This window comes from Bacillus sp. KICET-3, from assembly GCF_033261025.1.
Classification (GTDB): Bacteria; Bacillota; Bacilli; order Bacillales; family Bacillaceae; genus Bacillus; species Bacillus sonorensis.
The window spans coordinates 609,652-630,663 of sequence record NZ_CP137345.1; the positions used below are offsets into that span (position 1 = coordinate 609,652).

General features: G+C 45.7%; 26 protein-coding genes. 22 read left to right on the forward strand and 4 right to left on the reverse strand.

Annotated features, from left to right (window positions below; all coding sequences use genetic code 11):
• The first annotated feature begins 15 nt into the window (after window positions 1–15).
• The 4 genes from R5H20_RS03005 to R5H20_RS03020 all read left to right on the forward strand — a co-directional run bounded on the left by R5H20_RS03005 (window position 16) and on the right by R5H20_RS03020 (window position 3,403).
• A complete protein-coding gene (locus tag R5H20_RS03005; protein ID WP_006638762.1) occupies window positions 16–951 on the forward strand; it encodes an ABC transporter ATP-binding protein in 936 nt (311 codons plus the stop codon).
• Window positions 935–1,702: an ABC transporter permease gene (locus R5H20_RS03010; RefSeq protein ID WP_006638763.1), complete on the forward strand. Its 768-nt coding sequence runs from the start codon at window positions 935–937 to the stop codon at window positions 1,700–1,702. The genes R5H20_RS03005 and R5H20_RS03010 overlap by 17 nt, the downstream gene beginning before the upstream one ends.
• 100 nt (window positions 1,703–1,802) lie before the next feature.
• Entirely contained in the window at window positions 1,803–2,132 is a 330-nt protein-coding gene (locus R5H20_RS03015; RefSeq protein ID WP_006638764.1) for a hypothetical protein, read from the forward strand.
• A gap of 101 nt (window positions 2,133–2,233) precedes the next feature.
• Window positions 2,234–3,403, forward strand: a complete 1,170-nt coding sequence (locus R5H20_RS03020) for an acyl-CoA dehydrogenase family protein (RefSeq protein WP_040348455.1) — start codon at window positions 2,234–2,236, stop codon at window positions 3,401–3,403.
• Window positions 3,404–3,431: 28 nt separating this feature from the next.
• On the opposite strand, the gene fbpB is transcribed toward R5H20_RS03020, so the two are convergent.
• The 3 genes from fbpB to R5H20_RS03035 form a co-directional block, all read right to left on the reverse strand.
• Window positions 3,432–3,575, reverse strand: a complete 144-nt coding sequence (fbpB, locus tag R5H20_RS03025) for a Fur-regulated basic protein FbpB (RefSeq protein WP_006638766.1) — start codon at window positions 3,573–3,575, stop codon at window positions 3,432–3,434.
• Window positions 3,556–3,702 carry a Fur-regulated basic protein FbpA gene (locus R5H20_RS03030; protein WP_006638767.1) on the reverse strand — a complete coding sequence of 49 codons (147 nt, stop codon included), beginning with the start codon at window positions 3,700–3,702 and terminating at the stop codon, window positions 3,556–3,558. The genes fbpB and R5H20_RS03030 overlap by 20 nt, the downstream gene beginning before the upstream one ends.
• A gap of 463 nt (window positions 3,703–4,165) precedes the next feature.
• Complete coding sequence (locus R5H20_RS03035; protein ID WP_006638768.1) at window positions 4,166–4,486, reverse strand: thioredoxin family protein; 321 nt, start codon at window positions 4,484–4,486, stop codon at window positions 4,166–4,168.
• 157 nt (window positions 4,487–4,643) lie between these two features.
• On the opposite strand from R5H20_RS03035, the gene R5H20_RS03040 reads away from it, so the two are divergent.
• The 6 genes from R5H20_RS03040 (at window position 4,644) to R5H20_RS03065 (ending at window position 11,955) form a co-directional block, all read left to right on the forward strand.
• The gene (locus R5H20_RS03040; RefSeq protein ID WP_006638769.1) at window positions 4,644–5,729 is read left to right on the forward strand and encodes a D-alanine--D-alanine ligase; all 1,086 of its coding nucleotides are present in this window, start codon (window positions 4,644–4,646) and stop codon (window positions 5,727–5,729) included.
• Window positions 5,730–5,877: 148 nt separating this feature from the next.
• On the forward strand, window positions 5,878–7,248 hold the full coding sequence (locus tag R5H20_RS03045; RefSeq protein ID WP_006638770.1) for a UDP-N-acetylmuramoyl-tripeptide--D-alanyl-D-alanine ligase: 1,371 nt from the start codon (window positions 5,878–5,880) through the stop codon (window positions 7,246–7,248).
• Window positions 7,249–7,337: 89 nt separating this feature from the next.
• Window positions 7,338–8,027 carry an alpha/beta hydrolase gene (locus R5H20_RS03050; RefSeq protein WP_006638771.1) on the forward strand — a complete coding sequence of 230 codons (690 nt, stop codon included), beginning with the start codon at window positions 7,338–7,340 and terminating at the stop codon, window positions 8,025–8,027.
• Between the two features lie 412 nt (window positions 8,028–8,439).
• The gene (gene cshA / locus R5H20_RS03055; RefSeq protein WP_006638772.1) at window positions 8,440–9,903 is read left to right on the forward strand and encodes a degradosome RNA helicase CshA; all 1,464 of its coding nucleotides are present in this window, start codon (window positions 8,440–8,442) and stop codon (window positions 9,901–9,903) included.
• A gap of 101 nt (window positions 9,904–10,004) precedes the next feature.
• Window positions 10,005–10,484, forward strand: a complete 480-nt coding sequence (locus R5H20_RS03060; protein WP_006638773.1) for a PH domain-containing protein — start codon at window positions 10,005–10,007, stop codon at window positions 10,482–10,484.
• Entirely contained in the window at window positions 10,474–11,955 is a 1,482-nt protein-coding gene (locus tag R5H20_RS03065) for a PH domain-containing protein (RefSeq protein ID WP_040348458.1), read from the forward strand. The genes R5H20_RS03060 and R5H20_RS03065 overlap by 11 nt, the downstream gene beginning before the upstream one ends.
• On the opposite strand, the gene R5H20_RS03070 is transcribed toward R5H20_RS03065, so the two are convergent.
• Window positions 11,952–12,551: a rhomboid family intramembrane serine protease gene (locus R5H20_RS03070; protein WP_006638775.1), complete on the reverse strand. Its 600-nt coding sequence runs from the start codon at window positions 12,549–12,551 to the stop codon at window positions 11,952–11,954. The genes R5H20_RS03065 and R5H20_RS03070 overlap by 4 nt on opposite strands.
• A gap of 281 nt (window positions 12,552–12,832) precedes the next feature.
• Here R5H20_RS03070 and R5H20_RS03075 point away from each other — a divergent pair, with 281 nt between their 5' ends.
• From R5H20_RS03075 to R5H20_RS03130, 12 genes are all read left to right on the forward strand, one after another.
• The gene (locus tag R5H20_RS03075; RefSeq protein ID WP_087962525.1) at window positions 12,833–13,849 is read left to right on the forward strand and encodes a LolA family protein; all 1,017 of its coding nucleotides are present in this window, start codon (window positions 12,833–12,835) and stop codon (window positions 13,847–13,849) included.
• A 214-nt stretch (window positions 13,850–14,063) separates the two neighbouring features.
• Window positions 14,064–15,239, forward strand: a complete 1,176-nt coding sequence (gene alr, locus R5H20_RS03080; protein ID WP_006638777.1) for an alanine racemase — start codon at window positions 14,064–14,066, stop codon at window positions 15,237–15,239.
• 104 nt (window positions 15,240–15,343) lie between these two features.
• A complete protein-coding gene (locus tag R5H20_RS03085; protein WP_006638778.1) occupies window positions 15,344–15,625 on the forward strand; it encodes a CopG family ribbon-helix-helix protein in 282 nt (93 codons plus the stop codon).
• A gap of 4 nt (window positions 15,626–15,629) precedes the next feature.
• A complete protein-coding gene (gene ndoA, locus R5H20_RS03090) occupies window positions 15,630–15,980 on the forward strand; it encodes a type II toxin-antitoxin system endoribonuclease NdoA (protein WP_003179128.1) in 351 nt (116 codons plus the stop codon).
• Between the two features lie 119 nt (window positions 15,981–16,099).
• Window positions 16,100–16,927 (forward strand): RsbT co-antagonist protein RsbRA, encoded by an 828-nt coding sequence (locus R5H20_RS03095; protein WP_006638779.1) that lies wholly within the window; start codon window positions 16,100–16,102, stop codon window positions 16,925–16,927.
• Window positions 16,928–16,930: 3 nt separating this feature from the next.
• Complete coding sequence (locus tag R5H20_RS03100; protein WP_006638780.1) at window positions 16,931–17,296, forward strand: STAS domain-containing protein; 366 nt, start codon at window positions 16,931–16,933, stop codon at window positions 17,294–17,296.
• Window positions 17,297–17,298: 2 nt separating this feature from the next.
• Window positions 17,299–17,700, forward strand: a complete 402-nt coding sequence (locus R5H20_RS03105; RefSeq protein ID WP_006638781.1) for an anti-sigma regulatory factor — start codon at window positions 17,299–17,301, stop codon at window positions 17,698–17,700.
• A gap of 10 nt (window positions 17,701–17,710) precedes the next feature.
• Window positions 17,711–18,718 carry a PP2C family protein-serine/threonine phosphatase gene (locus tag R5H20_RS03110; protein WP_006638782.1) on the forward strand — a complete coding sequence of 336 codons (1,008 nt, stop codon included), beginning with the start codon at window positions 17,711–17,713 and terminating at the stop codon, window positions 18,716–18,718.
• A gap of 58 nt (window positions 18,719–18,776) precedes the next feature.
• Entirely contained in the window at window positions 18,777–19,103 is a 327-nt protein-coding gene (locus tag R5H20_RS03115) for an anti-sigma factor antagonist (protein WP_006638783.1), read from the forward strand.
• A complete protein-coding gene (rsbW, locus tag R5H20_RS03120) occupies window positions 19,103–19,585 on the forward strand; it encodes an anti-sigma B factor RsbW (protein WP_006638784.1) in 483 nt (160 codons plus the stop codon). Before R5H20_RS03115 ends, rsbW begins: the two co-directional genes overlap by 1 nt.
• Window positions 19,551–20,342: an RNA polymerase sigma factor SigB gene (sigB, locus tag R5H20_RS03125; protein WP_006638785.1), complete on the forward strand. Its 792-nt coding sequence runs from the start codon at window positions 19,551–19,553 to the stop codon at window positions 20,340–20,342. Before rsbW ends, sigB begins: the two co-directional genes overlap by 35 nt.
• Window positions 20,339–20,938, forward strand: a complete 600-nt coding sequence (locus R5H20_RS03130; RefSeq protein WP_006638786.1) for a PP2C family serine/threonine-protein phosphatase — start codon at window positions 20,339–20,341, stop codon at window positions 20,936–20,938. Before sigB ends, R5H20_RS03130 begins: the two co-directional genes overlap by 4 nt.
• Window positions 20,939–21,012 lie beyond the last annotated feature (74 nt).

Sequence of the window (21,012 nt, forward strand, 5' to 3'; positions counted from 1 at the left end):
AAAAGGAGGACAAGCATGACTGATCATCCTGTTTTACATATAGAAGGCGTCAATAAAATCATTGACGGCAAAACGATACTGAAAGACATCCATCTTAAGGCCGGCAAGGGGGAAATCATCGGCCTGCTTGGTCCGAACGGATCCGGAAAAACGACGCTCATCAAGCTGATCACCGGGTTAATCAAAATGAGCAGCGGCTCGATCATCATTAACGGTTTCCCGATTGACCGCCAATTTGAAAAAGCGATTCAATCTGTTGGCGCCATTGTGGAAAATCCTGAATTCTATCCATATCTTACAGGCTATGAAAATCTTAAACATTATGCCAATATGCATTCCGGGATCAGCCAGGAGAGGCTGGAAGAGGTGGTCGGCCGCGTTGGTCTTGAAGATGCGATTGACGATAAAGTGAAAACCTATTCGCTTGGAATGAGACAGCGTCTTGGAATTGCCCAGGCGATTCTTCACCGTCCCAAGCTGCTGATTTTGGATGAACCGACGAACGGTTTGGATCCGGCGGGAATGAAGGATTTCCGGGAACATCTGCGGGAGCTGGCCAAAGAGGAAGAGACCGTCATTCTTTTTGCAACGCACTTGTTGAAGGAAGTTGAAGATTTGTGCGACAGGGTCGTCATCCTTCAAAAAGGCAGGGTGAAATCTTCAGTCAGCCTGACTGAGGCGGAAGAAAAGCTTGAAACAGCGCTTTTGGAGGTGCAGCCTCAGGAGAAGGCGCTTCAATGGCTGACCGAGAATGGCTATGAAGCATGGATGGAAAAAGGGCTGTTGGCTGTCAAAGCTGAAAAAAGGCAAATTCCCGCTTTAAATAAACAGCTTGTCATCCATGATATTGATGTATATTCGATTGCTCCTTTTAAACAGTCGCTTGAGGATGAATATATGACATTAACCGCTGCGATGGAGGAGGGAGATTCAGATGTTTCGGCTGATTAAAAATGAGCATGTCAAGCTGGTCAAGCGAAAAGTAACCGTTGTATCGCTGGCGTTAATTGTTGTGTTTCAGTTTCTGCTTGCATTGGTGACAAAACGGATTTTGGCTGGCGCAGGCGCGGATGATCATTTCATCGGCTACTTTTCTTTTGCGCCCAACCTGAATATTCTTTTGCAGGGTCTTACGATTGTAGTGGCGGCTTCGATCATTTCATTTGAGTATGACAAAAAGACGATTAAATTTTTGCTGATCCGCCCTGTCAGCAGAGAGAAAATCCTGATCTCCAAGTTTTTGACAATCGTGCTTGCAAGCATTTGGCTTTTTATGATCTATTACGGCTTTTCACTGCTGTTCGGTCTTGTCTTTTTTGGAGCAAAACTCGATCCAAAGGCCGGGACATTATTTTTCAATACGTTAAGCATGATCGGCTCGCAATGGCTTGAGGTTTTTCTGATGGCCGCTTTTGCGTTCCTGTGTTCGGCTTTGTTCAGAAGCAGCGCCCTCAGCATCATGGTGTCGATTGCCGTGCTGTACGGAGCTAAAACGCTTGTGACGATTATGGCGTATTTAAAAAATCCTTGGGGAAAATTTTTGCTGTTTGCCAACACCGATTTTACGCAATACGGCGAACATGCAAAAACGCTTTTTACAGGAATGACCCCGGTATTTTCGATTGTTATCATCGCCATTCATTTTGTGTTTTTTATCGGTGTGGCCTGGTGGAGCTTCTGCAAACGGGACATCAAACTGTAAAAGCGGTGGCGGAGGCATGACATTTTTGTGAAACATGTCGCGGTTACAGTTTTATGCTCCTATTTTTCCTTATAATAAGGGAATAGGAGATGACCAATCTATGCGAAAATTTATTACGGCAATGCCGATGATCTTGCTGTTGTCATTTTCATTTGTCTCTTTTGCTTTTCATTTTGACCATCTTGTCTATTTTAGACTTGCGCTTGGATTGTTTTCGCTTGCAGGTTTGTTAATGTTATATAAATTAAAAACTGGTTTCCGCTTTTTTATCGGCTATCTGTATGCAAGCTGGATCGTGCTTGCCGGCATCGCCGCATATGAGGAACCGCTGTTTTCCGACTTTTTCTTCGGCGGTCTTGTCATCACGATGGGCTATTTGACATACATGCTGATTTACCTCGGAATGAAGAAAGACGGACAAACCGCGTAAATGAAAGTGCGCCTCGCTTCGAGAGCGCGCTTTTTTATAATACTCATTGGTTGCGCATCAGCATTTCGCAAACTATAATACATATTAAATTGATCGGAATAATGTCAGGGGGTTTCCATGTGTGCTCATTATTTGTAAAAAACGAAAAACAGCGGGAATGGCTCGAAAAAATCGGGAAACTCGCAGATGAATTTGCGAAAACGGCCGCTTATTATGATGAACATGCTCTTTTTCCAAAAGAGCATATCCAGCAATTGCGCGATTCGGGCTATACCGCGCTGACGGTGGCGGAAAGGTACGGAGGTGAAGGCATTTCACTTTATGACATGCTTTTATTTCAGGAAAGATTGGCAAAAGGAGACGGTCCAACCGCTCTCAGCATCGGCTGGCATTTGAGTGTCATGGGGGAATTGGCGGAAGGAAACAGCTGGGATCCCGACGTGTTTTCGATGGTTTCCAAAGAATCGTTGAAGGGGGCGCTGGTTAACAGGGCGGCAAGCGAAGCACAGACCGGCAGTCCCACAAGAGGCGGACGCCCCGGCACCAATGCCGTGAGAGAAGGGGGCGGCTGGATCGTAAATGGCAGAAAAATCTTTACGACCATGTCCCCTGTGCTTGACTATTTCCTTGTCACCGCATGGATCGAAGAAAAACAGACGATCGGTGTCTTTTTGATTCACAAGGATGCTGAAGGTCTGGCGATTGAGGAAACATGGGATATGATCGCGATGAGAGGAACGGGAAGCCACGATCTTGTGCTGACAGATGTCCGCCTTGACGATTCAATGCTTGTAGAGCTTCTAACCGGCAAAAGAACGGAAAGCATCAACGGCTGGCTTCTTCACATTCCGGCCGTCTATCTCGGAATCGCCCAAGCGGCGAGGGATTATGCGGTTCATTTTGCAAATGTCTATACGCCGAACAGCTTGAAAGGGCCGATTAAAGAAGTGCCCGCTGTTCAGCGGCATATCGGGGAGATTGATTTGGAGCTGATGAAGGCCCGTCATTTCTTGTACCATGTCGCAGAAATCTATGATGATCCGAAACGCCGCAGTCAATTGACAGGAGAACTCGGAGCTGTTAAACATGCGGTCACAAATGCGGCGATCAATGTTGTGGACAAAGCGATGCGGGTCGTCGGAGCGAAGAGCCTCGCAAGGACAAACCCGCTGCAAAGATATTACCGGGACGTCAGGGCGGGTCTTCACAACCCGCCAATGGATGATGCGACCATCGCCAAGCTTGCCGGAAAGGCGTTCAGCGAAACATAAAAAAGCCGGACAACTGCCCGGCTTTTTTTCATGATTGTTTTCCTTTGGAAACGGCCGTCAGCCTGCGGTCGATCCGGTCATAAATCATGTCCATTTCCTTATGGCTGCGGATGATTTCTTTTTTATATTCGTCGACAAGCTGATGATAGGTTTTAATTTTTCGTTTTGACATGGTTGTCCGCCTTTCTTCGCTTTATAGATTCGTATTCGCTTTCAAGTTCGTTCAAGGACAATTCGTAAAGGTGCCGTTCCGCTTTTTTGTATATTCCAAGCTGAATGAACCGCTGTATGATTTGCATTTTTCTATCTTCAGATTGAGGGGGCACAATATTCACCTCGCAACAGCTATATGATATTGATAATCATTATCAATTATACAAAAGCAAATCGCACTCTGTAAAGTGAGACCTCTAACACCGTATTGAAGAAAACTCTATAATATGAATATATTTCCATGAAAGCAAATAAAAAAAGAAGCCGACATGGGCTTCACTCAACTAGAAAAAATAATTGCAAAATAGGAACAAAAAACATTCTACCTGAATTTAATGATCGAATCAAGGACTTTTTTGATCGATTTTGTCGTCTGCTCGTTTCCCGGGAAATACTTTGTCGATCTAATGCATCTTCCGTTTTTATTTGTAACAAATATGGCGTTAGACCGTCTTTTATCATGACGGATGAAGCAGCTATATATATAAAAGCACGGACAGATCAAGCCCCGTCCGTGCCGAAAGACATAAAAAACAGATGTGAAACGAATTAACTGATATGTTCTGATAAAAATTCATTTACTTCTTCAGGCGTTTTGGCATTTGCACTGTGAAGATGACCTGTTTTTTCTCCGTTCTTGAAAATCAAGAGGCTTGGGATGCCCATGACTTGATATTGCTCTGCAAGCTCTGGAAGGTCGTCTTTGTTCAGTTCATACCACTTGTTTTCCTTGTATGCCTCAAGGATGTCCCCGATGAACATGTTCATCCGTGTGCAGTCAGGGCACCAATCGGCGTAAAACTTGATGATGATTTCTTTATCGGATTGGATGAGTTCATTAAATTGTGCTGCAGTTGTGATTTTTTTCAATTGCCATCTCTCCTTTTCAAAGTCATTTTAATATAAAATGAGAAGGAATTACATATAAATGCTTTTTTTCAGTTGCTTAATAAGTTTAAAATCATTAGATCATTTTCCCGGGAAAGTGATAAGATAGTAAAGATGAATCCAGTGGGGGGAGTACGAATTGAAGACAAGATTAGGTTTGGTATACGGCGGGAAATCTGCGGAGCATAATGTGTCCCTGCAAACCGCGTTAGCCGTTACAAAAGCGTTGGATACTGAAAAATTTGATATACATCCGATTTATATAACAGAAAAGGGCGAGTGGCTGAGAGGGCCGCAGCTGTCAGAACCTGTTTCAAACGTAAAAATGCTTCAATTTGAACAGACGGGTCAGACATTTTCACCTGCATTGCTGAACCGGGATATGTTCCCGGGACAATCCGGACAGGATGAAGAGCCGGTCGATGTTGTTTTTCCGCTCTTGCACGGGCCGAACGGAGAAGACGGCACGATTCAGGGCATGCTTGAGCTGTTAAATGTTCCGTATGTCGGAAACGGGGTTCTTGCTTCTTCAGCAGGAATGGATAAGGTGGTTATGAAGCATCTGTTCGCTCAAGCGGGTCTTGACCAGGCGAAATATGTGTCTTTTGTGAAAAAAACCTGGAGTAAAGCGAAAGAAGAAAGCTATGATCAAGTCGAAGCAGAGCTCGGCTATCCGTGTTTTGTCAAGCCGGCAAATCTCGGCTCAAGCGTCGGCATCAGCAAATGCCGGAATCGTGAAGAGCTCGATCAGGCATTTGAACTGGCTTTCCAATATGACCGCAAAATCGTCGTGGAAGAAGGCGTCATCGGCCGTGAAATTGAGATCGGCGTTCTTGGAAATGATGAACCGATCTGTTCGGTGGCGGGCGAAATCGCTCCGAAGAAGGATTTTTACGACTATAAAGCAAAATATGAAGACGGCGATACCGACTTGATTATTCCGGCTTCTTTGGCAGAAGAAGAATACGAAACAATGCGGACGATGGCAATCAGGGCTTTTCAGGCGATTGACGGCTCAGGCCTTGTCAGAGCGGACTTTTTCCTGACCAATGAAGGAAAGGTTTTGATCAATGAGGTCAACACAATGCCCGGTTTTACCCCATTTAGCATGTTTCCTCTTTTATGGAAGGAATCCGGAATCGAATATTCCGATCTGATCGAAAAGCTCGTCGATTTGGCCGTTGAGCGTCATCAAGAAAAACAGCAGATCAAACATACATTTTAATCGAGGGGCAGGCCGGAAGCCGGCAAGCCTTGATTCATCCCAGCCGGGTTTTTGGGGAGCGGACAACCGCCGCTCTCTATAAGCTGTAAGACACTATCTTTTTTCGGGTAGTGTCTCTTTTCCTTGCTGGAGAAAGAGAGGGACAGACATGATAAAGAGAACAGTAAAAGAAATCGCCGATATGGCGGAAGGCACTCTTCTGGATCAGTCGTTTGGCGAACGATTGGTAAAGGGTGTGTCAACAGATTCCAGAAAGTTGGAGAAAGAACAATTGTTTATTCCGCTTGCAGGGGAACGGTTCAATGGACACGCGTTTGCAGAGCAGGCTTTTCAGGCCGGTGTGTCGGCTGTCCTGTGGAATCGGAATGAGCCGAATCCGCCGGAAGGACGCGCAGTCATCATTGTGGATGATACGCTGAAAGCCCTGCAAAGACTGGCGAAGGCATACCGCGACGAGCTTCAGGTGAAAGTCGTCGGTGTGACAGGATCGAATGGAAAAACGACGACCAAGGATATGATTCACGCTGTTTTAAATACCGAATACAAGGTGCACAAGACGGAAGGGAACTATAATAATCACATCGGCCTGCCTCTTACCATTCTCGCAATGCCGGAAGATGCCGAGATTGCCGTGCTTGAAATGGGAATGAGCGCAAAAGGCGAAATCGATTTTTTGACACGCCTTGCCCGTCCGGATATCGCCGTCATCACAAATATCGGCGAATCACACCTGCTTGAACTCGGTTCAAGAGAAGGAATCGCAGAAGCGAAGCTGGAAATCGTCAACGGCCTTTCACAAGAGGGGACGCTGATTTATGTCGGAGATGAACCGCTTCTCTCCGAAAAAATCATTCATCCGCCATATCAGACAAAAACATTCGGGGAAGACCCGGCATTCGATTACCAGCTGGAGGACGTAAAACAGACGGAAGAAGGCGCATTTTTCCGTGTCAGAGGGATCGAAACCGCCTTTTTCATTCCTGTCCTCGGAAAGCATAATGTCAAGAATGCGTTGTCGGCCATTGCCGCGGCCGATCTATTGCACGTCAGCCGCGAAAACATCGCCAAAGGGCTGAAAGCACTGAAAGTAACGGGAATGAGGCTTGAGCTGGTCAAAACAGAAGCCGGTATTGCCGTCATCAATGACGCCTACAACGCCAGTCCGACGTCCATGAAGGCGGCGGTCGAGCTTGTCGAGCAGCTGGATGGGTATGGCAAAAAACTGCTTGTTCTCGGCGACATGCTAGAGCTTGGAGAAAATGAAAAAATCTTCCACGAGGAAATCGGGCAATCGATTGATCCCGGGCTGATCGAATTTGTTTTTGCATATGGAGACCTTGGGGCATATATTGCAAAAGGGGCGCTTCAGCATTTCCCTGAAAACCGGGTTTTTCATTTTAGCCGCGAAGATAAAGACAGCCTGAAACAGGTGCTGAAGGAAAAAGCGGATCGGGGAGATCTCATTCTGGTGAAAGCATCAAGAGGAATGAAGCTTGAAGATGTCGTAAAAGATTTGTAAGGAACCGGTTCGCGTGCAAAAAGCTCTTCATATGGAATCATTCAGTCGGTTTTTTTGATAAACAGCAAAAAGAAAACGGGTGAAAGGTCATGATAGGGTGTTTATGCATTCATGGGTTTACAGGAGCTCCGTATGAAATAGAGCCGCTGGCCGCCCACTTGAAGCAAGCGGGCGATTGGAAGATTGAGATGATCACGCTTCCGGGGCACGGAGACATTCCGGTTTTAAAAGGCGTCTGTTATCAGGAATGGATTGCATGCGCGGAAGTCGAGCTCATCCGCCTTCTGAAGGAATGCGATGACGTCTATGTAATCGGTTTTTCAATGGGCGGAATGATCGCCGCCTATTTGGCGGGAAAATATCCGGTCAGCCGCCTTGTGCTGTTAAGTGCGGCTGCCCGATATATCAGCCCCGCACAGCTGATTCAAGATTTAAAAACTGTCATAAAAGATACGTTTCAAGGCAGTCTGGAGGACAATCAGCTATACAAAAGATACAAGAAAAAGCTGACAAACACGCCTGTTTCCTCCGCTTTGCAATTCCGCAAGCTCGTCAAAGCCACCAAACCCGCTTTGAAAAAACTTCGTATCCCTGTGCTCATCGTTCAGGGAGAACGTGATTCAATCGTACCTGTATCAAGCGCTTTTTACTTATATGAAACGATTCCTTCCAACGAAAAAAAACTATGTCTGCTCCCGGAATCGCATCACCATATTTGTCTTGAAGAAAACACCTCATTTCTTTTTCATACTGTCGAAGCTTTTCTGAAGAGATCATAAATAAATGATCGCAAATCGGGAAAATATAATGGCGAAAGGAACAGGTTGAAGAAAAAATAAACTTGTACTGTCGAAACCCATGAAAGCCTATGTTACAATGTGTAAAAGGCATGCGGTAAGACGGTTTGCGACGGGGAGCGGCATGTTTGCCGCAGCGATTTCATTTCGCGGAATACATATGCCCTGACCCGCCGGCGTTTTTTCAAAAAACCGGATGAACCTGCTTTATGAAAACACCCGCAAAGCACATCCCTTATTGTCGTCTTGTTGAAAAACGCATATCGGAATGGTAATATAACATGTAAAGTAATTCGGGCTTTGTATAAGTATGAACCTGTCCTTTATATAAAGGGCAGTTTTTATTGATGAAACACGACATTACTGAAACAGTAAGCAGAAGGAGTTTGAATACATGACTATAACGTTTCAAGATTTTCAATTAAGTTCTGATCTCACAAAAGCGATTAAGCGCATGGGATTTGAAGAAGCAACACCGATCCAGGCGCAAACGATTCCGCTTGGTCTTGCAAATAAAGATGTGATCGGACAAGCACAAACGGGAACAGGAAAAACGGCTGCATTTGGCATCCCCCTTGTTGAGAAAATCGACCCCGAGTCTCCTAACATTCAAGCCATTGTTATCGCACCTACTCGAGAATTAGCCATTCAAGTTTCTGAAGAGCTATATAAAATCGGACAGGATAAACGCGCGCGGGTTCTTCCTATTTACGGAGGCCAGGATATCGGCCGCCAGATTCGCGCATTAAAGAAAAATCCCCACATTATCGTTGGAACTCCAGGCCGTCTGATTGACCATATCAACCGTCGCACGATGCGCCTTCAAACGGTGAACACCGTTGTCCTCGACGAAGCGGATGAAATGCTGAACATGGGATTTATCGAAGATATCGAATCCATTCTTTCCAATGTGCCTGAAGACCATCAGACACTGCTGTTTTCGGCAACAATGCCTGCGCCGATTAAGCGGATTGCCGAACGCTTTATGAACAACCCGGAGCACATTAAAGTAAAAGCAAAGGAAATGACGGTGTCAAACATCCAGCAATTCTATCTTGAAGTGCATGAGCGCAAAAAGTTTGATACGCTGACGCGTCTTCTTGACATCCAGTCTCCTGAGCTTGCGATCGTATTCGGCCGCACGAAGCGCCGTGTCGATGAACTGACGGAAGCGTTGAATCTGCGCGGCTATACGGCTGAAGGAATCCATGGAGATTTGACACAGGCGAAGCGTATGGTGGCTCTCCGCAAATTCAAGCAAGGCGCAATTGAAGTGCTTGTGGCGACAGACGTTGCAGCCCGCGGCTTGGACATTTCCGGAGTCACGCACGTTTATAACTTTGATGTTCCTCAGGATCCGGAAAGCTATGTTCACCGCATCGGAAGAACGGGACGTGCCGGCAAGACCGGAATGGCGATGACATTCATCACTCCGCGTGAAAAGGACATGCTGCGCGCGATTGAACAAACGACAAAACGCAAAATGGACCGCATGAAAGCGCCGACTCTTGACGAGGCGATTGAAGGGCAGCAGCAGGTAACGGTTGACCGCATCCGGACGATTATTGAAGACAACAATCTTAACTTTTATATGTCCGCTGCAGCTGAACTGCTGGAAGACCATGACGCTGTTACAGTCGTAGCGGCTGCCATTAAAATGATGACAAAAGAGCCGGATAATACACCTGTACGCTTGACAGAAGAAGCACCGCTCAGAACGAAGCGGAATAAAAACCACCGCTCAACAAAACGCAGAGATGGCGGCGGATACAGAGGAAAAGGAAAGAACACGCGTTCGTCCTATGATAAAAAGCGTTCTTCAAGTGACAGACGCCAAAAAAAATCCTATAATTCATAATCAAAAGGCGAATCCTTTTTAACGGATTCGCCTTTTTTAAAAAGTGAAACATTTTGAGCGGCTGGATCGTAATTAGGACATAAGATTGGGGGAATCTAGTGTTGAGAAGCGAGCCGAAAAATCAAATCAGCCGTGAGGGCGTAAAAGTATGGAAAATCAGCGCCTCCATCACATCATGTATATTATTTCTGATGGCCGCAGGACTGTTTACATTAACCGTGTTCTTTAAATGGCCGTTGTGGATCGGAATATTGGGGGCCGTTTTATGGCTGGGGATTTCTGTTATTATCATTTTTATTATTCCGAACATCCGCCACCGAATCTGGCGGTATGAAGTACATGAGAATGAAATCGATATTCAGCATGGCATCTTCGTAGTGACACGCGTGATCGTGCCGATGGTCAGAGTGCAGCATGTCGATACATCACAAGGGCCGCTGCTCAGAAAATACAACCTTGCTTCTGTGCAAATTACAACAGCTGCTACGACCCATTCGATACCGGCTCTTGATATGGAAGAAGCGGATCAGCTCAGAGATTTCATCTCCCGTCTGGCAAGGGTGACAGAAAATGATGTCTGAACCGAAGCGTCTCCATCCCGCAGCCATGCTTCTGAATTTCTTTTCCAGCCTTGTTGAAACAGTGAAGAACTATATCATTCCTTTCGGAGTTGCCTTTTTTTTGAATAAGAACCATGTGGTGACGATCACAGCGTACAGCGCTGTGTGTTTGATTTTCATTTTTTTGATTGTAAGCAGCATCATAAAATGGAGAAAATTCACCTACAGGATTGAAGAGGATGAGCTTCGGATCGAGGAAGGTCTGTTGACGAAGAAAAAAAGGTACATTCCAATCGAGCGTATTCAAACAGTCAATACAAGCGCGGGCATCATCCAGCAAATATTCAAGCTTGTCAAACTTCAGGTCGAAACGGCAGGAGGCGGAAAAGAAGCTGAAGTAACCCTTGCAGCCATTTCACAGGCCGAAGCCGAACATATCAAGCGCGCCCTGTTTGAGAGAAAAAAAGAAATCGCTGCTTTTGAAAGCGGAGAGCTGCCTGTTCCGGAAGAGGGCGCTGCCGAACCGGCCGAAAAAGAGGCGGCTGATATCACATACACAATGAGCGGACGGGAGTTTCTGGCTGCCGCTTCAACTTCAAGCGGCATCGGCGTGATTATTTCAGGGATTTTAGCCATCTATACGCAATTAGACGATATTTTCAACCTGGACTGGCTGTATGATCAATTTTCTTTTTTAAACAAGGCAGGAGTGACTGTCATCGCGTTAGTCGTCTTTGTCGCCCTTTTCATCGCATGGTTGCTCAGCGTCATTGGAATGATGCTGAAGTATACCGATTTTAAAGTTGTCCGCAAAAACAACGAAATCGTCATTTCCAGAGGACTGATTGAAAAACAGCAAATCACCATTCCGCTTCACCGCATCCAGGCGGTGAAAATAAAAGAAAGCCTGATCAGGCAGCCGCTCGGTTTTGCCTCGGTCACGATTGTAAGTGCGGGCGGAAGCGTCATGGAAGATGATAAGTCTACTGTTTTGTTTCCTATCATCAGCAGGAAATCGTTGAGAAAACGGCTCGAGGAATTTTTGCCTGATTATGCTCCTGAAGAAGAGCTGAAGCGCTTGCCGAAACGCGCATTAAGCCGTTATCTCCTGCGCGCTTCATGGCCTGTAGCGGCAGTGGTCCCGCTCTGCCTGCTGTTGCCGCCGTGGGGGTATGTATCGATCTTAGCCATCCCTTTTTCCTGGATGATCGGATATTTGGCATATCGCGATGCCGGTTGGAAAATAAGCGGCGAAAAGATGATCATGTCATCGAGGCTGATCGGCAGAACGACAGCGGTCATCCAGCGGAGGCGCATGCAGGTCTACGAGGTGAGCCGTTCCTATTTTCAGCGCCGCAAACAGCTGGTGTCCATCCACACAGTCACAAAATCCAATGTGCTGATGGAGAAATTTTCAGTAGTAGACGCAGAGGAGAAAGATTCACAGGACATTTTTGAGTGGTATTCGTATGAAAAAAGAGTGAACGGCTAAAAGCCGCCACTCTTTTTTGGCAAAAGCGGGGGCGAGAGCGCCAGCCCGCCCAACAGACCGAAAATATGCGCCATGATGTTGATGTTGTAGTTGATGAATGTCATCAAAATCGAAATCGCCAGAATCGTCACGATGATCTGTGAGTTCGCGGTATCCATGAGCCCTTTTCGAAAAAGAACCATATACAAATATACGCCGAACAGGCCGAATATCGCCCCGGAAGCCCCTACATGCGTATATTCCGGCGGCTCGATGAAGTATGTGCCGATATTGCCGATCACGCCCGACCCGATATAAACGGCGAGAAACCGAAGTTTTCCCATCATCCGTTCAAGCGCAGGCGCGAATAAAAAGAGCGACATCGAATTAAAGAGAAGATGGGAAAACCCGGCATGGATAAAGACTGGCGTGACAAGCCGCCACCATTCTCCTTCCGCGATCCCCCAGTTAAACCCTATCGTCAAATCCGACCACATTTGCACGGCTGGAAGCGGAATTAAAAAAAGAACCCATATCGCAAGCTGCAGGGCCAATATGGCGGCAGTGGCCGGGTAGAGCCTGATAAACGTCCGAAAATTTTCCGTTCTGATAAACATGTTTTTGTCATAAGCCCCTTTGCAATCATCTTGTACATACATAGTAACACGTTTATGACATCATTTCGCTAAATAGTACGGACATAAAATCAATCAAAAGGTTGTCATGCTAGTCTGCATATTGTCTCCACCTCCCTCATATATTGGGTAGTGCAATAAGGGAGACAAGTCGTTGCAGGCTTTTATGGTACGCATGCCGAACCAGCCGGCCCCTTTTTTCAGGCGTACCGTTAAGTCGAACAAGCGGTTTCTTCCTTTTTACATCAATGATTAAAAAGGGGTTGAAAAAGGTGAGAAAAAGCTTTGTTTTGCTTTTAACGGGGCTGCTTGTTGTCTTGATGCTTTCTGCCTGCGGCCAAAAATCGCAAGAAGACGTTGTCACGGGGCTCGACAAGAAGGCAAAAGAATACACGTCCTATAAGGCAAAAGCAAAAATGACGATTGAAACGGGAAATGAACCGCAGGAGTACAACGTGGAGATCTGGCATAAAAAACCTTCCTTCTACAGGGTCTATTTAGAAAACCCTAAAAAAGACCAGAGCCAGGTGATATTGCGGAATGAAAACGGCGTATTCGTTCTTACACCGTCCCTGAATAAAAGCTTCCGTTTTCACAGCGATTGGCCCAACAACAGCAGCCAGGTGTACTTGTTTGAATCACTCGTGAAAGACATTAAAAGCGATGGAGAAGCATCCTTTAAGGCAAAGGATTCAAAGTATATTTTCGAAACGAAAACAAACTATCAGCATAACCAAATGCTGCCGACACAGGAAATTGTTTTTCATAAAAAAAATATGGCCCCTTCATCTGTAAAAGTGATGGATACAGACCGAAAAGCCATGGTCAAGGTGGAGTTTGAGAGCTTTGAATTTGATAAGCCTCTTGACAAAGGTTCGTTCGATGAAAAGAAAAACATGACGCTTTCGCAAATCGATGTGGCCACAAGCACTGAACCATCCGACTCATTTGCCGTCAAGACTCCGCTTGATCTGCCTCAAGGCGTGAAAAAGCTTGAAGAAAAAGAAATGGCCACAGATGACGGCAAACGAATCGTCATCACATACGGCGGTGAAAAGTCATTTACATTAATTCAGGAAAAAGCCCGCGTCGCCAAAACGTCAACATCCGTCTCCATGAACGGCGAGCCTGTTGATCTCGGATTTACGGTCGGCGCGCTTTCAGAAAAGTCATTGTCATGGACATATGAAGGAGTCGATTATTACATTTCATCTGAGGATCTGTCCCAGGATGAGCTCCTGATGGTAGCAAAAAGCATGCAGGGCCAATCATCCAAATAGCCCTCCATTTCAAGCAGCCTGTTCTCCGGTCCTGCGGGGAACGGGCTGTTTTATTTTTTGTGCATGTTTTCATCTGTTTTTCCGCAAAATGTATATAAAACCAACAACTTTTGTTCGCGTTTTCCCGTCTAACACTGTACAGGATTTCCCTTTCTGCCGCATTTTTAGTATGATGGGGAAAGACTGAGTTGAACAAGGAACAGGAAGTGTCAGTATGAGCTTAAAACCATTCTACAGAAAGACATGGGCTGAGATCGACTTAACAGCTGTAAAAGAAAATGTGAGGAATATGAAACGGCATATCGGCGGGCGGGTTCACTTGATGGCGGTCGTCAAGGCGAATGCTTACGGCCATGGAGACGCCCAAGTGGCGAAGGCGGCCCTTGAAGAAGGGGCGTCTATTCTTGCTGTGGCTTTTTTAGATGAAGCGCTTTCTTTAAGGGGGCAAGGGATAGACGCCCCGATTCTCGTGCTTGGAGCGGTCCCTCCGGAGTATGTCGGCATCGCCGCAGAACATCGCATTACTGTGACTGCATATTCAGTGCGCTGGCTGAAAGACGTGCTCGGTTTCATCGGCAGCGTCAGCGTCCCCCTCGATTTTCATTTGAAAATCGACACGGGCATGGGGCGTCTCGGCTGTAAAACAGAAGAAGAAATCAAAGAAATGATGGACATGACGGAAGCGTCGGACAAGCTGAACTGCCGCGGCGTTTTCACCCATTTCGCGACAGCGGATGAAAAGGAGACAGATTACTTCAACATGCAGCTTGACCGTTTTAAGGAGCTGATCAAGCCCCTTCCGCTTGACCGTTTAATGGTGCATTCATCAAACAGCGCCGCCGGCATGCGCTTCAAGGAACAGCTTTTTAATGCGGTCCGCTTTGGCGTCAGCATGTATGGGTTGTCTCCTTCATCTGAAATAAAAGACGAGCTTCCGTTTCCGCTAAAGGAAGTGTTTTCCCTGCATACCGAGCTCGTCCATGTGAAAAAAATCCATAAAGGGGAAAGCGTCAGCTACGGAGCGACGTATACGGCTGAGCATGATGAATGGATCGGAACCGTACCTGTCGGCTATGCGGACGGCTGGCTCCGGCGCCTTGCGGGAAGCGAAGTGCTGATCGACGGAAAACGGCAGAAAATCGCCGGAAGAATCTGCATGGATCAATTTATGATCTCCCTTTCAGAAGAATATCCCGTCGGTACGAAAGTTACATTAATCGGTAAACAAAAAGACGAATCGATTTCAGTCGACGAAATCGCCAAAAAACTGCAAACGATCAATTATGAAATTACCTGTATGATAAGTTCCAGGGTCCCCCGTATGTTTTTGGAAAAAGGGAGTATAATGGAAATAAGGAATCCGATCTTACCGAATGATATTGAAAAATAAATCATAAGCTGAAAAACAGCTTTGCTTGCGGAAAGAATAATGATATGATTATGATTGGAATGGATAGAGTGTTGTATCCGTAAGTTTGGTGGAGGTGTATGTTTTTGTCTGAATCCAGCGCTACAACTGAAATTTTGATTCGCTTGCCAGAGGCTTTAGTATCAGAACTGGATGGTGTCGTCATGCAAGATAACGGGAGCAGAAATGAACTGATTTACCAAGCCACAAAAATGTATTTGCGTGAACGCAAAAATCGACAAATTCGAGAATCGATGAGACGCGGTTATATGGAGATGGCAAAGATCAATTTGAACATCTCTTCAGAGGCACAATTTGCAGAGTATGAGGCTGAAAACACAGTAGAGCGCTTAGTAAGCGGAGGATAATCATTTGATTGTTAAACGCGGCGATGTTTATTTTGCTGATCTATCTCCTGTTGTTGGCTCAGAACAAGGCGGGGTGCGCCCGGTTTTAGTGATTCAAAACAACATCGGCAATCGCTTCAGCCCAACTGCTATTGTTGCAGCCATAACAGCCCAAATACAGAAAGCAAAATTACCTACCCACGTCGAAATTGATGCGAAACGATATGGTTTTGAAAGAGATTCCGTTATATTGCTCGAACAAATCCGGACGATTGATAAGCAAAGATTAACGGACAAAATCACTCATCTCGATGATGAAATGATGGAAAAGGTCAATGAAGCCTTACAAATCAGTTTGGCACTTATCGATTTTTAAATAAGAGAACAAAGTTGCTCAAGAAGAAAGAGCAACTTTTTTTGTTTTCAAAATTGACAAACGATATAATGAAAATGTTAGGCAAAAAATTGTTACTGTATGTAGTTGGGGGGATAAACATGTCGAATCAATTGGTAGTAAAGTATATTTCGGAACATCAAAACGAGCTTGCCGAAAGCTTGGCGGATATTCTGAAAGAGTTGAATGGCACATTGTCAAACTCGAAACTGACCGAACAGATGTATCAGACGATCAGCAACGAATATATTCATATTTTAATGAATGGTTCGGGAGCTGAAGATGAGAAAGTCATCGACAATATTTATCAGTTTTCTTCCAAAGCCGTACAAATGGGTGTTCCTTTAAAGCTCCTGTCTTCAGGTTTATCAGCTTTTTGGAAGAACCTTTACTATGAAATGAACAAGGATCGCCCCGAAGATCAGCAGTGCTATGATCTGATTTGGGAAATCGACAAATTCATCGATCCGATTAACAGCGAAATTTTAAATCAGTACGCCATTTCCTGGGAAAAAACCGTCGCCATGCAGAAGGTCGCGCTGCAAGAGCTATCAGCGCCGCTGATTCCGGTTTTTGAAAATATTTCAGTGATGCCTCTTGTCGGAACGATCGATACCGAGCGGGCCAAAAAGATTATGGAAAATCTGCTGAACGGCGTCGTCAAGCACCGTTCTGAAGTCGTTTTAATCGATATTACGGGAGTCCCTGTTGTTGATACGATGGTTGCACACCATATCATCCAGGCCTCGGAAGCCGTCAGATTGGTAGGCGCCAAATGCCTGCTCGTCGGAATCCGTCCGGAAATCGCGCAGACGATTGTCAATTTAGGCATTGATTTAACACAGGTTATTACGAAAAATACCCTGCAAAAAGGAATTCAAACCGCACTGGAAATGACAGACCGAAAAATTGTTTCGTTGGAGGAATAAGTTTTGAGAGTGCCTAAAATTCCAATTTTAAAACTCTACAACTTTTTATTGGTTTCCATCCAGGTAGAGCTCGATGACCAAACCGCTCTAAATTTTCAAGAAGATTTGCTTAATAAAATTTATGAGACGGGATCGAACGGAGTGGTGATCGACCTGACCTCTGTCGACATCATCGATTCATTCATCGCCAAAGTGCTCGGCGATGTGATTACAATGTCAAAACTTATGGGGGCTAAAGTCGTCCTGACTGGCATACAGCCGGCTGTTGCGGTGACATTGATTGAACTCGGCATTTCATTGGACGAGATCGAGACAGCCCTCGATCTCGAAAAAGGGCTCGAGACATTGCAGCGGGAATTGGGGGAATAAGTATGAAAGACCAGTCCTGTGTAAAGATTTTGACAGAATGGGATATAGTAGCTGCCAGACAGCTCGGGCGAAATGTCGCAAAAGAACTTGGATTCGGCACAGTTGATCAGGCCAGAATCACGACGGCTATTTCGGAGTTGGCCCGGAATATCTATTTATATGCGGGAAAAGGCCAGATTTGTATTGAAGAGGTTGAAGAAAGGGGTAAAAAAGGGGTGAAAATCATTGCGGAAGATGAGGGGCCTGGGATAGCCGACATCCGCAAAGTCATGGAAGACGGTTTTTCAACCTCAGGGGGCCTCGGAGCCGGCCTGCCTGGAGTAAAGCGTCTGATGGACCAATTTGAGCTGAATTCAGACGCTGAAAAGGGAACGGAGATAAAAGCCGTAAAGTGGCTTCGGTAGGAGGGAAGGAATGGATTTCAGGGAAGTGATTGAGCAGCGCTATCGTCAGCTGCTTAGCCGTTATATATCTGATTTAACAGAGACGTCCTTATATCAGGGACAGAAATTCAGCAGAAAAACGATCGAGCATCAAGTGCCGCCGGAAGAAATCATCAGCATACACCGAAAAGTTCTGTCTGAATTGTATCCAGATCTTCCGGAAGATGTGTTCCATTCGCTCGACTTTTTAATTGAAGTAATGATTGGATACGGCTTGGCCTATCAAGAGCACCAGACACTCCGGGGCATTCAGCAGGAAATTAAATCCGAGATTGAAATTGCCGCAAATGTGCAGCAGACGCTCCTGGAAACGAAAATCCCGAAAGACGAAACGCTTGATATCGGGGCGATCAGCGTTCCGGCGAAGCAAATGAGCGGCGATTATTATCATTTTGTCCGGGATAAGAAATCGATCAATATCGCCATTGCGGATGTGATCGGAAAAGGGATACCGGCAGCATTATGCATGTCGATGATCAAATATGCGATGGATTCCCTGCCAGACTCGGGAACGCACCCTTCGCAAGTGCTGAAGAGTTTAAACAGGGTCGTCGAACAAAATGTGGACCCGAGCATGTTTATTACGATGTTCTACGGGAATTACCACTTGGAAAAACACCTATTTACGTTTGCATCTGCCGGTCATGAACCAGGCTTTTATTATAATTGCAGGGAAGACAAGTTCCGCGATTTAAAAGGAAAAGGGCTCGTTCTCGGCATATCATCGGATTATGAGTATGAACAATATGAGCAAAAGCTCGACATAGGCGATATGATTATCCTCTTTTCGGATGGAGTGACCGAGTGCAGAACAGAAACCGGATTTTTAGAACGATCAGACCTCCAAAACATGATCTCCGTACATATGGGAGAGCCTGCACAGCAAATGGCTGAAAATATTTACGACAGTCTGCTCAAGCTTCAGGATTTTCAGCTCCATGATGATTTCACCCTCATTGTTTTAAAAAGAAAGGTTTAACGTCTTTCTTTGCCGGGTAACAAAATCATAGTGATTAATGAGAATCAGAGGTGATATTGTGAATTTGGCAGTCGATACGAAAAAAAACGATCATGTGATAGAGGTAAATGTAGCGGGAGAAATTGATGTACACTCCGCTCCCGCATTGCGTGAACAGCTGATGCCGCTCGCCGAAGAAGGGAGAGACCTCAGAGTTTGTCTGGAAGATGTTTCATATATGGACAGCACGGGACTGGGTGTATTTGTAGCGATATATAAAGCCGTAAACAAAACAGGAGGTTCTTTAGTGCTTGAAAATCTGTCCGACCGTTTGATCCGTTTGTTTGATATCACAGGCTTAAAGGACATCATTGATATTTCTGGAAAGTCAGAGGGTGGATTATAATGCAGAGAGCAGTTGATTACATTGAAATGAGGTCACCTGCCAAACCGGAATATGTGGGGATCATTCGTTTGACCCTGTCGGGAATCGCGAGCAAGATGGGGTATTCGTACGATGATATCGAAGATTTGAAAATCGCAGTGAGCGAAGCTTGTACCAACGCCGTACAGCATGCTTATAAAGCGGATAAAGACGGAGAGGTATCCGTCAGATTCGGCGTTTTTGAAGACCGTCTCGAAATCGTTGTCGCGGACCAGGGCGACAGTTTTGATATAAAAGATAAGCAGAGGGGGCTCGGCCCGTACTCCCCGGAGCATACGGCAGAACAATTATCAGAAGGAGGGCTCGGCTTATATTTGATGGAGACGCTGATGGATGAAGTGAATGTGCAGATTGACTCAGGCGTGACCGTATCGATGACAAAGTTCTTAAACAGGGAGCGAGTTGATGATGGCACAACCGTCCAAAACTACGAAACTAACTAAAGATGAAGTGGATCGTCTGATTAAAGAATACCAGACCAGCCAGGATGCAGACGCTCAACTGACCCTTGTGAAATCGTACAGCAGTTTGGTCGAAACGCTGGCCAAAAAATATTCAAGGGGAAAAAGCTTCCATGAAGATCTCTGCCAAGTCGGAATGCTGGGCTTATTGGGAGCCATCAAGCGGTATGATCCTGAAGTGGGAAAATCGTTTGAGGCCTTTGCCATTCCAACCATCGTCGGGGAAATCAAGCGATTTCTCCGAGACAAAACATGGAGTGTCCACGTTCCAAGAAGGATCAAGGAATTGGGACCGAGGATCAAAATGGCGGTTGATCAATTAACCGCAGAAACCCAGCGTTCTCCGCGAGTCGACGAGATTGCCGATTTTCTTGGAGTGACAGAAGAGGAAGTCCTGGAAACGATGGAAATGGGCAAAAGCTATCAGGCGCTGTCCGTAGACCACAGCATCGAGGCGGATGCCGACGGCAGCACGGTGACAATCCTCGATATCGTCGGCTCCCAGGAAGAGGGCTATGAGAAAGTGAACCAGAAGCTGATGCTTGAAAGCGTATTGCACGTCCTGTCTGACCGTGAAAAGCAAATCATTGAGCTGACATACGTCCAAAATAAGAGCCAAAAGGAAACCGGGGACATCCTGGGTATATCGCAAATGCACGTATCAAGACTGCAGAGAAAAGCCGTTAAACGGCTGCGGGAAGCCTTGGCGGAAGATCCGTTTATGGAGATCAGGCGATGATCTGGACCGAGTCGAATGAACATATTCAAGCACTCGTTTATCAGCTGCCGAAAGAAGGAAAATCCGTCTGCGGAGACAGTTTTTATTTCAATGCGACGGACGAAGGAATGATATGTGCGCTGGCTGACGGACTCGGCAGCGGTTCAATGGCTCATGAATCTTCTTCAGCGATCAGCAGCATTGTCAAAGAGCACAGGGATGACGATGTCTCAAGTTTGATGGAACGCTGCAATCAAGCGTTGAAACAAAAAAGGGGTGCGACCGTTTCGATTTTAAAAGCCGATTTTAAAACGAGGACCATCGTCTACAGCTCTGTCGGCAATATCCGCTTTATTCTGTACGCTCCTTCAGACAAATACATTTACCCTCTTCCCGTCACGGGGTACTTATCTGGAAAACCGCAAACATATAAAACATTCACCTATACGTATGAAAAAGGATCTAGGTTTATCATTCATTCTGACGGACTCGCCGTTTCGTCTCTCCGTACGTATTTGAAGCATCACGTTACGCCCGAAGACATCTCCAATCAGCTCGAGGCGTACACAAAAATGGGAAATGACGATTTAACCTATATCATCGGACAGCTTTTTTAACGGAAAGCTGTCCTTTTGATATAGGTGTTTTTTAAAATCTTTTGGTACACTAAGAAGACAATATTCTTATGGAG

Excerpts from the sequence above, each read along its gene's own strand:
- R5H20_RS03045 (WP_006638770.1), top strand. The coding sequence starts at position 5,878 with ATGATAAAGAGAACAGTAAAAGAAATCGCCGATATGGCGGAAGGCACT.
- R5H20_RS03020 (WP_040348455.1), top strand. The coding sequence starts at position 2,234 with ATGTCAGGGGGTTTCCATGTGTGCTCATTATTTGTAAAAAACGAAAAA.
- R5H20_RS03050 (WP_006638771.1), top strand. The coding sequence starts at position 7,338 with ATGATAGGGTGTTTATGCATTCATGGGTTTACAGGAGCTCCGTATGAA.
- R5H20_RS03010 (WP_006638763.1), top strand. The coding sequence starts at position 935 with ATGTTTCGGCTGATTAAAAATGAGCATGTCAAGCTGGTCAAGCGAAAA.
- sigB (WP_006638785.1), top strand. The coding sequence starts at position 19,551 with ATGGCACAACCGTCCAAAACTACGAAACTAACTAAAGATGAAGTGGAT.
- R5H20_RS03130 (WP_006638786.1), top strand. The coding sequence starts at position 20,339 with ATGATCTGGACCGAGTCGAATGAACATATTCAAGCACTCGTTTATCAG.
- alr (WP_006638777.1), top strand. The coding sequence starts at position 14,064 with ATGAGCTTAAAACCATTCTACAGAAAGACATGGGCTGAGATCGACTTA.
- R5H20_RS03105 (WP_006638781.1), top strand. The coding sequence starts at position 17,299 with ATGAAAGACCAGTCCTGTGTAAAGATTTTGACAGAATGGGATATAGTA.
- R5H20_RS03110 (WP_006638782.1), top strand. The coding sequence starts at position 17,711 with ATGGATTTCAGGGAAGTGATTGAGCAGCGCTATCGTCAGCTGCTTAGC.
- R5H20_RS03030 (WP_006638767.1), bottom strand. The coding sequence starts at position 3,702 with ATGCAAATCATACAGCGGTTCATTCAGCTTGGAATATACAAAAAAGCG.
- R5H20_RS03095 (WP_006638779.1), top strand. The coding sequence starts at position 16,100 with ATGTCGAATCAATTGGTAGTAAAGTATATTTCGGAACATCAAAACGAG.
- R5H20_RS03015 (WP_006638764.1), top strand. The coding sequence starts at position 1,803 with ATGCGAAAATTTATTACGGCAATGCCGATGATCTTGCTGTTGTCATTT.
- rsbW (WP_006638784.1), top strand. The coding sequence starts at position 19,103 with ATGCAGAGAGCAGTTGATTACATTGAAATGAGGTCACCTGCCAAACCG.
- fbpB (WP_006638766.1), bottom strand. The coding sequence starts at position 3,575 with ATGTCAAAACGAAAAATTAAAACCTATCATCAGCTTGTCGACGAATAT.
- R5H20_RS03005 (WP_006638762.1), top strand. The coding sequence starts at position 16 with ATGACTGATCATCCTGTTTTACATATAGAAGGCGTCAATAAAATCATT.
- cshA (WP_006638772.1), top strand. The coding sequence starts at position 8,440 with ATGACTATAACGTTTCAAGATTTTCAATTAAGTTCTGATCTCACAAAA.
- R5H20_RS03065 (WP_040348458.1), top strand. The coding sequence starts at position 10,474 with ATGATGTCTGAACCGAAGCGTCTCCATCCCGCAGCCATGCTTCTGAAT.
- R5H20_RS03070 (WP_006638775.1), bottom strand. The coding sequence starts at position 12,551 with ATGTTTATCAGAACGGAAAATTTTCGGACGTTTATCAGGCTCTACCCG.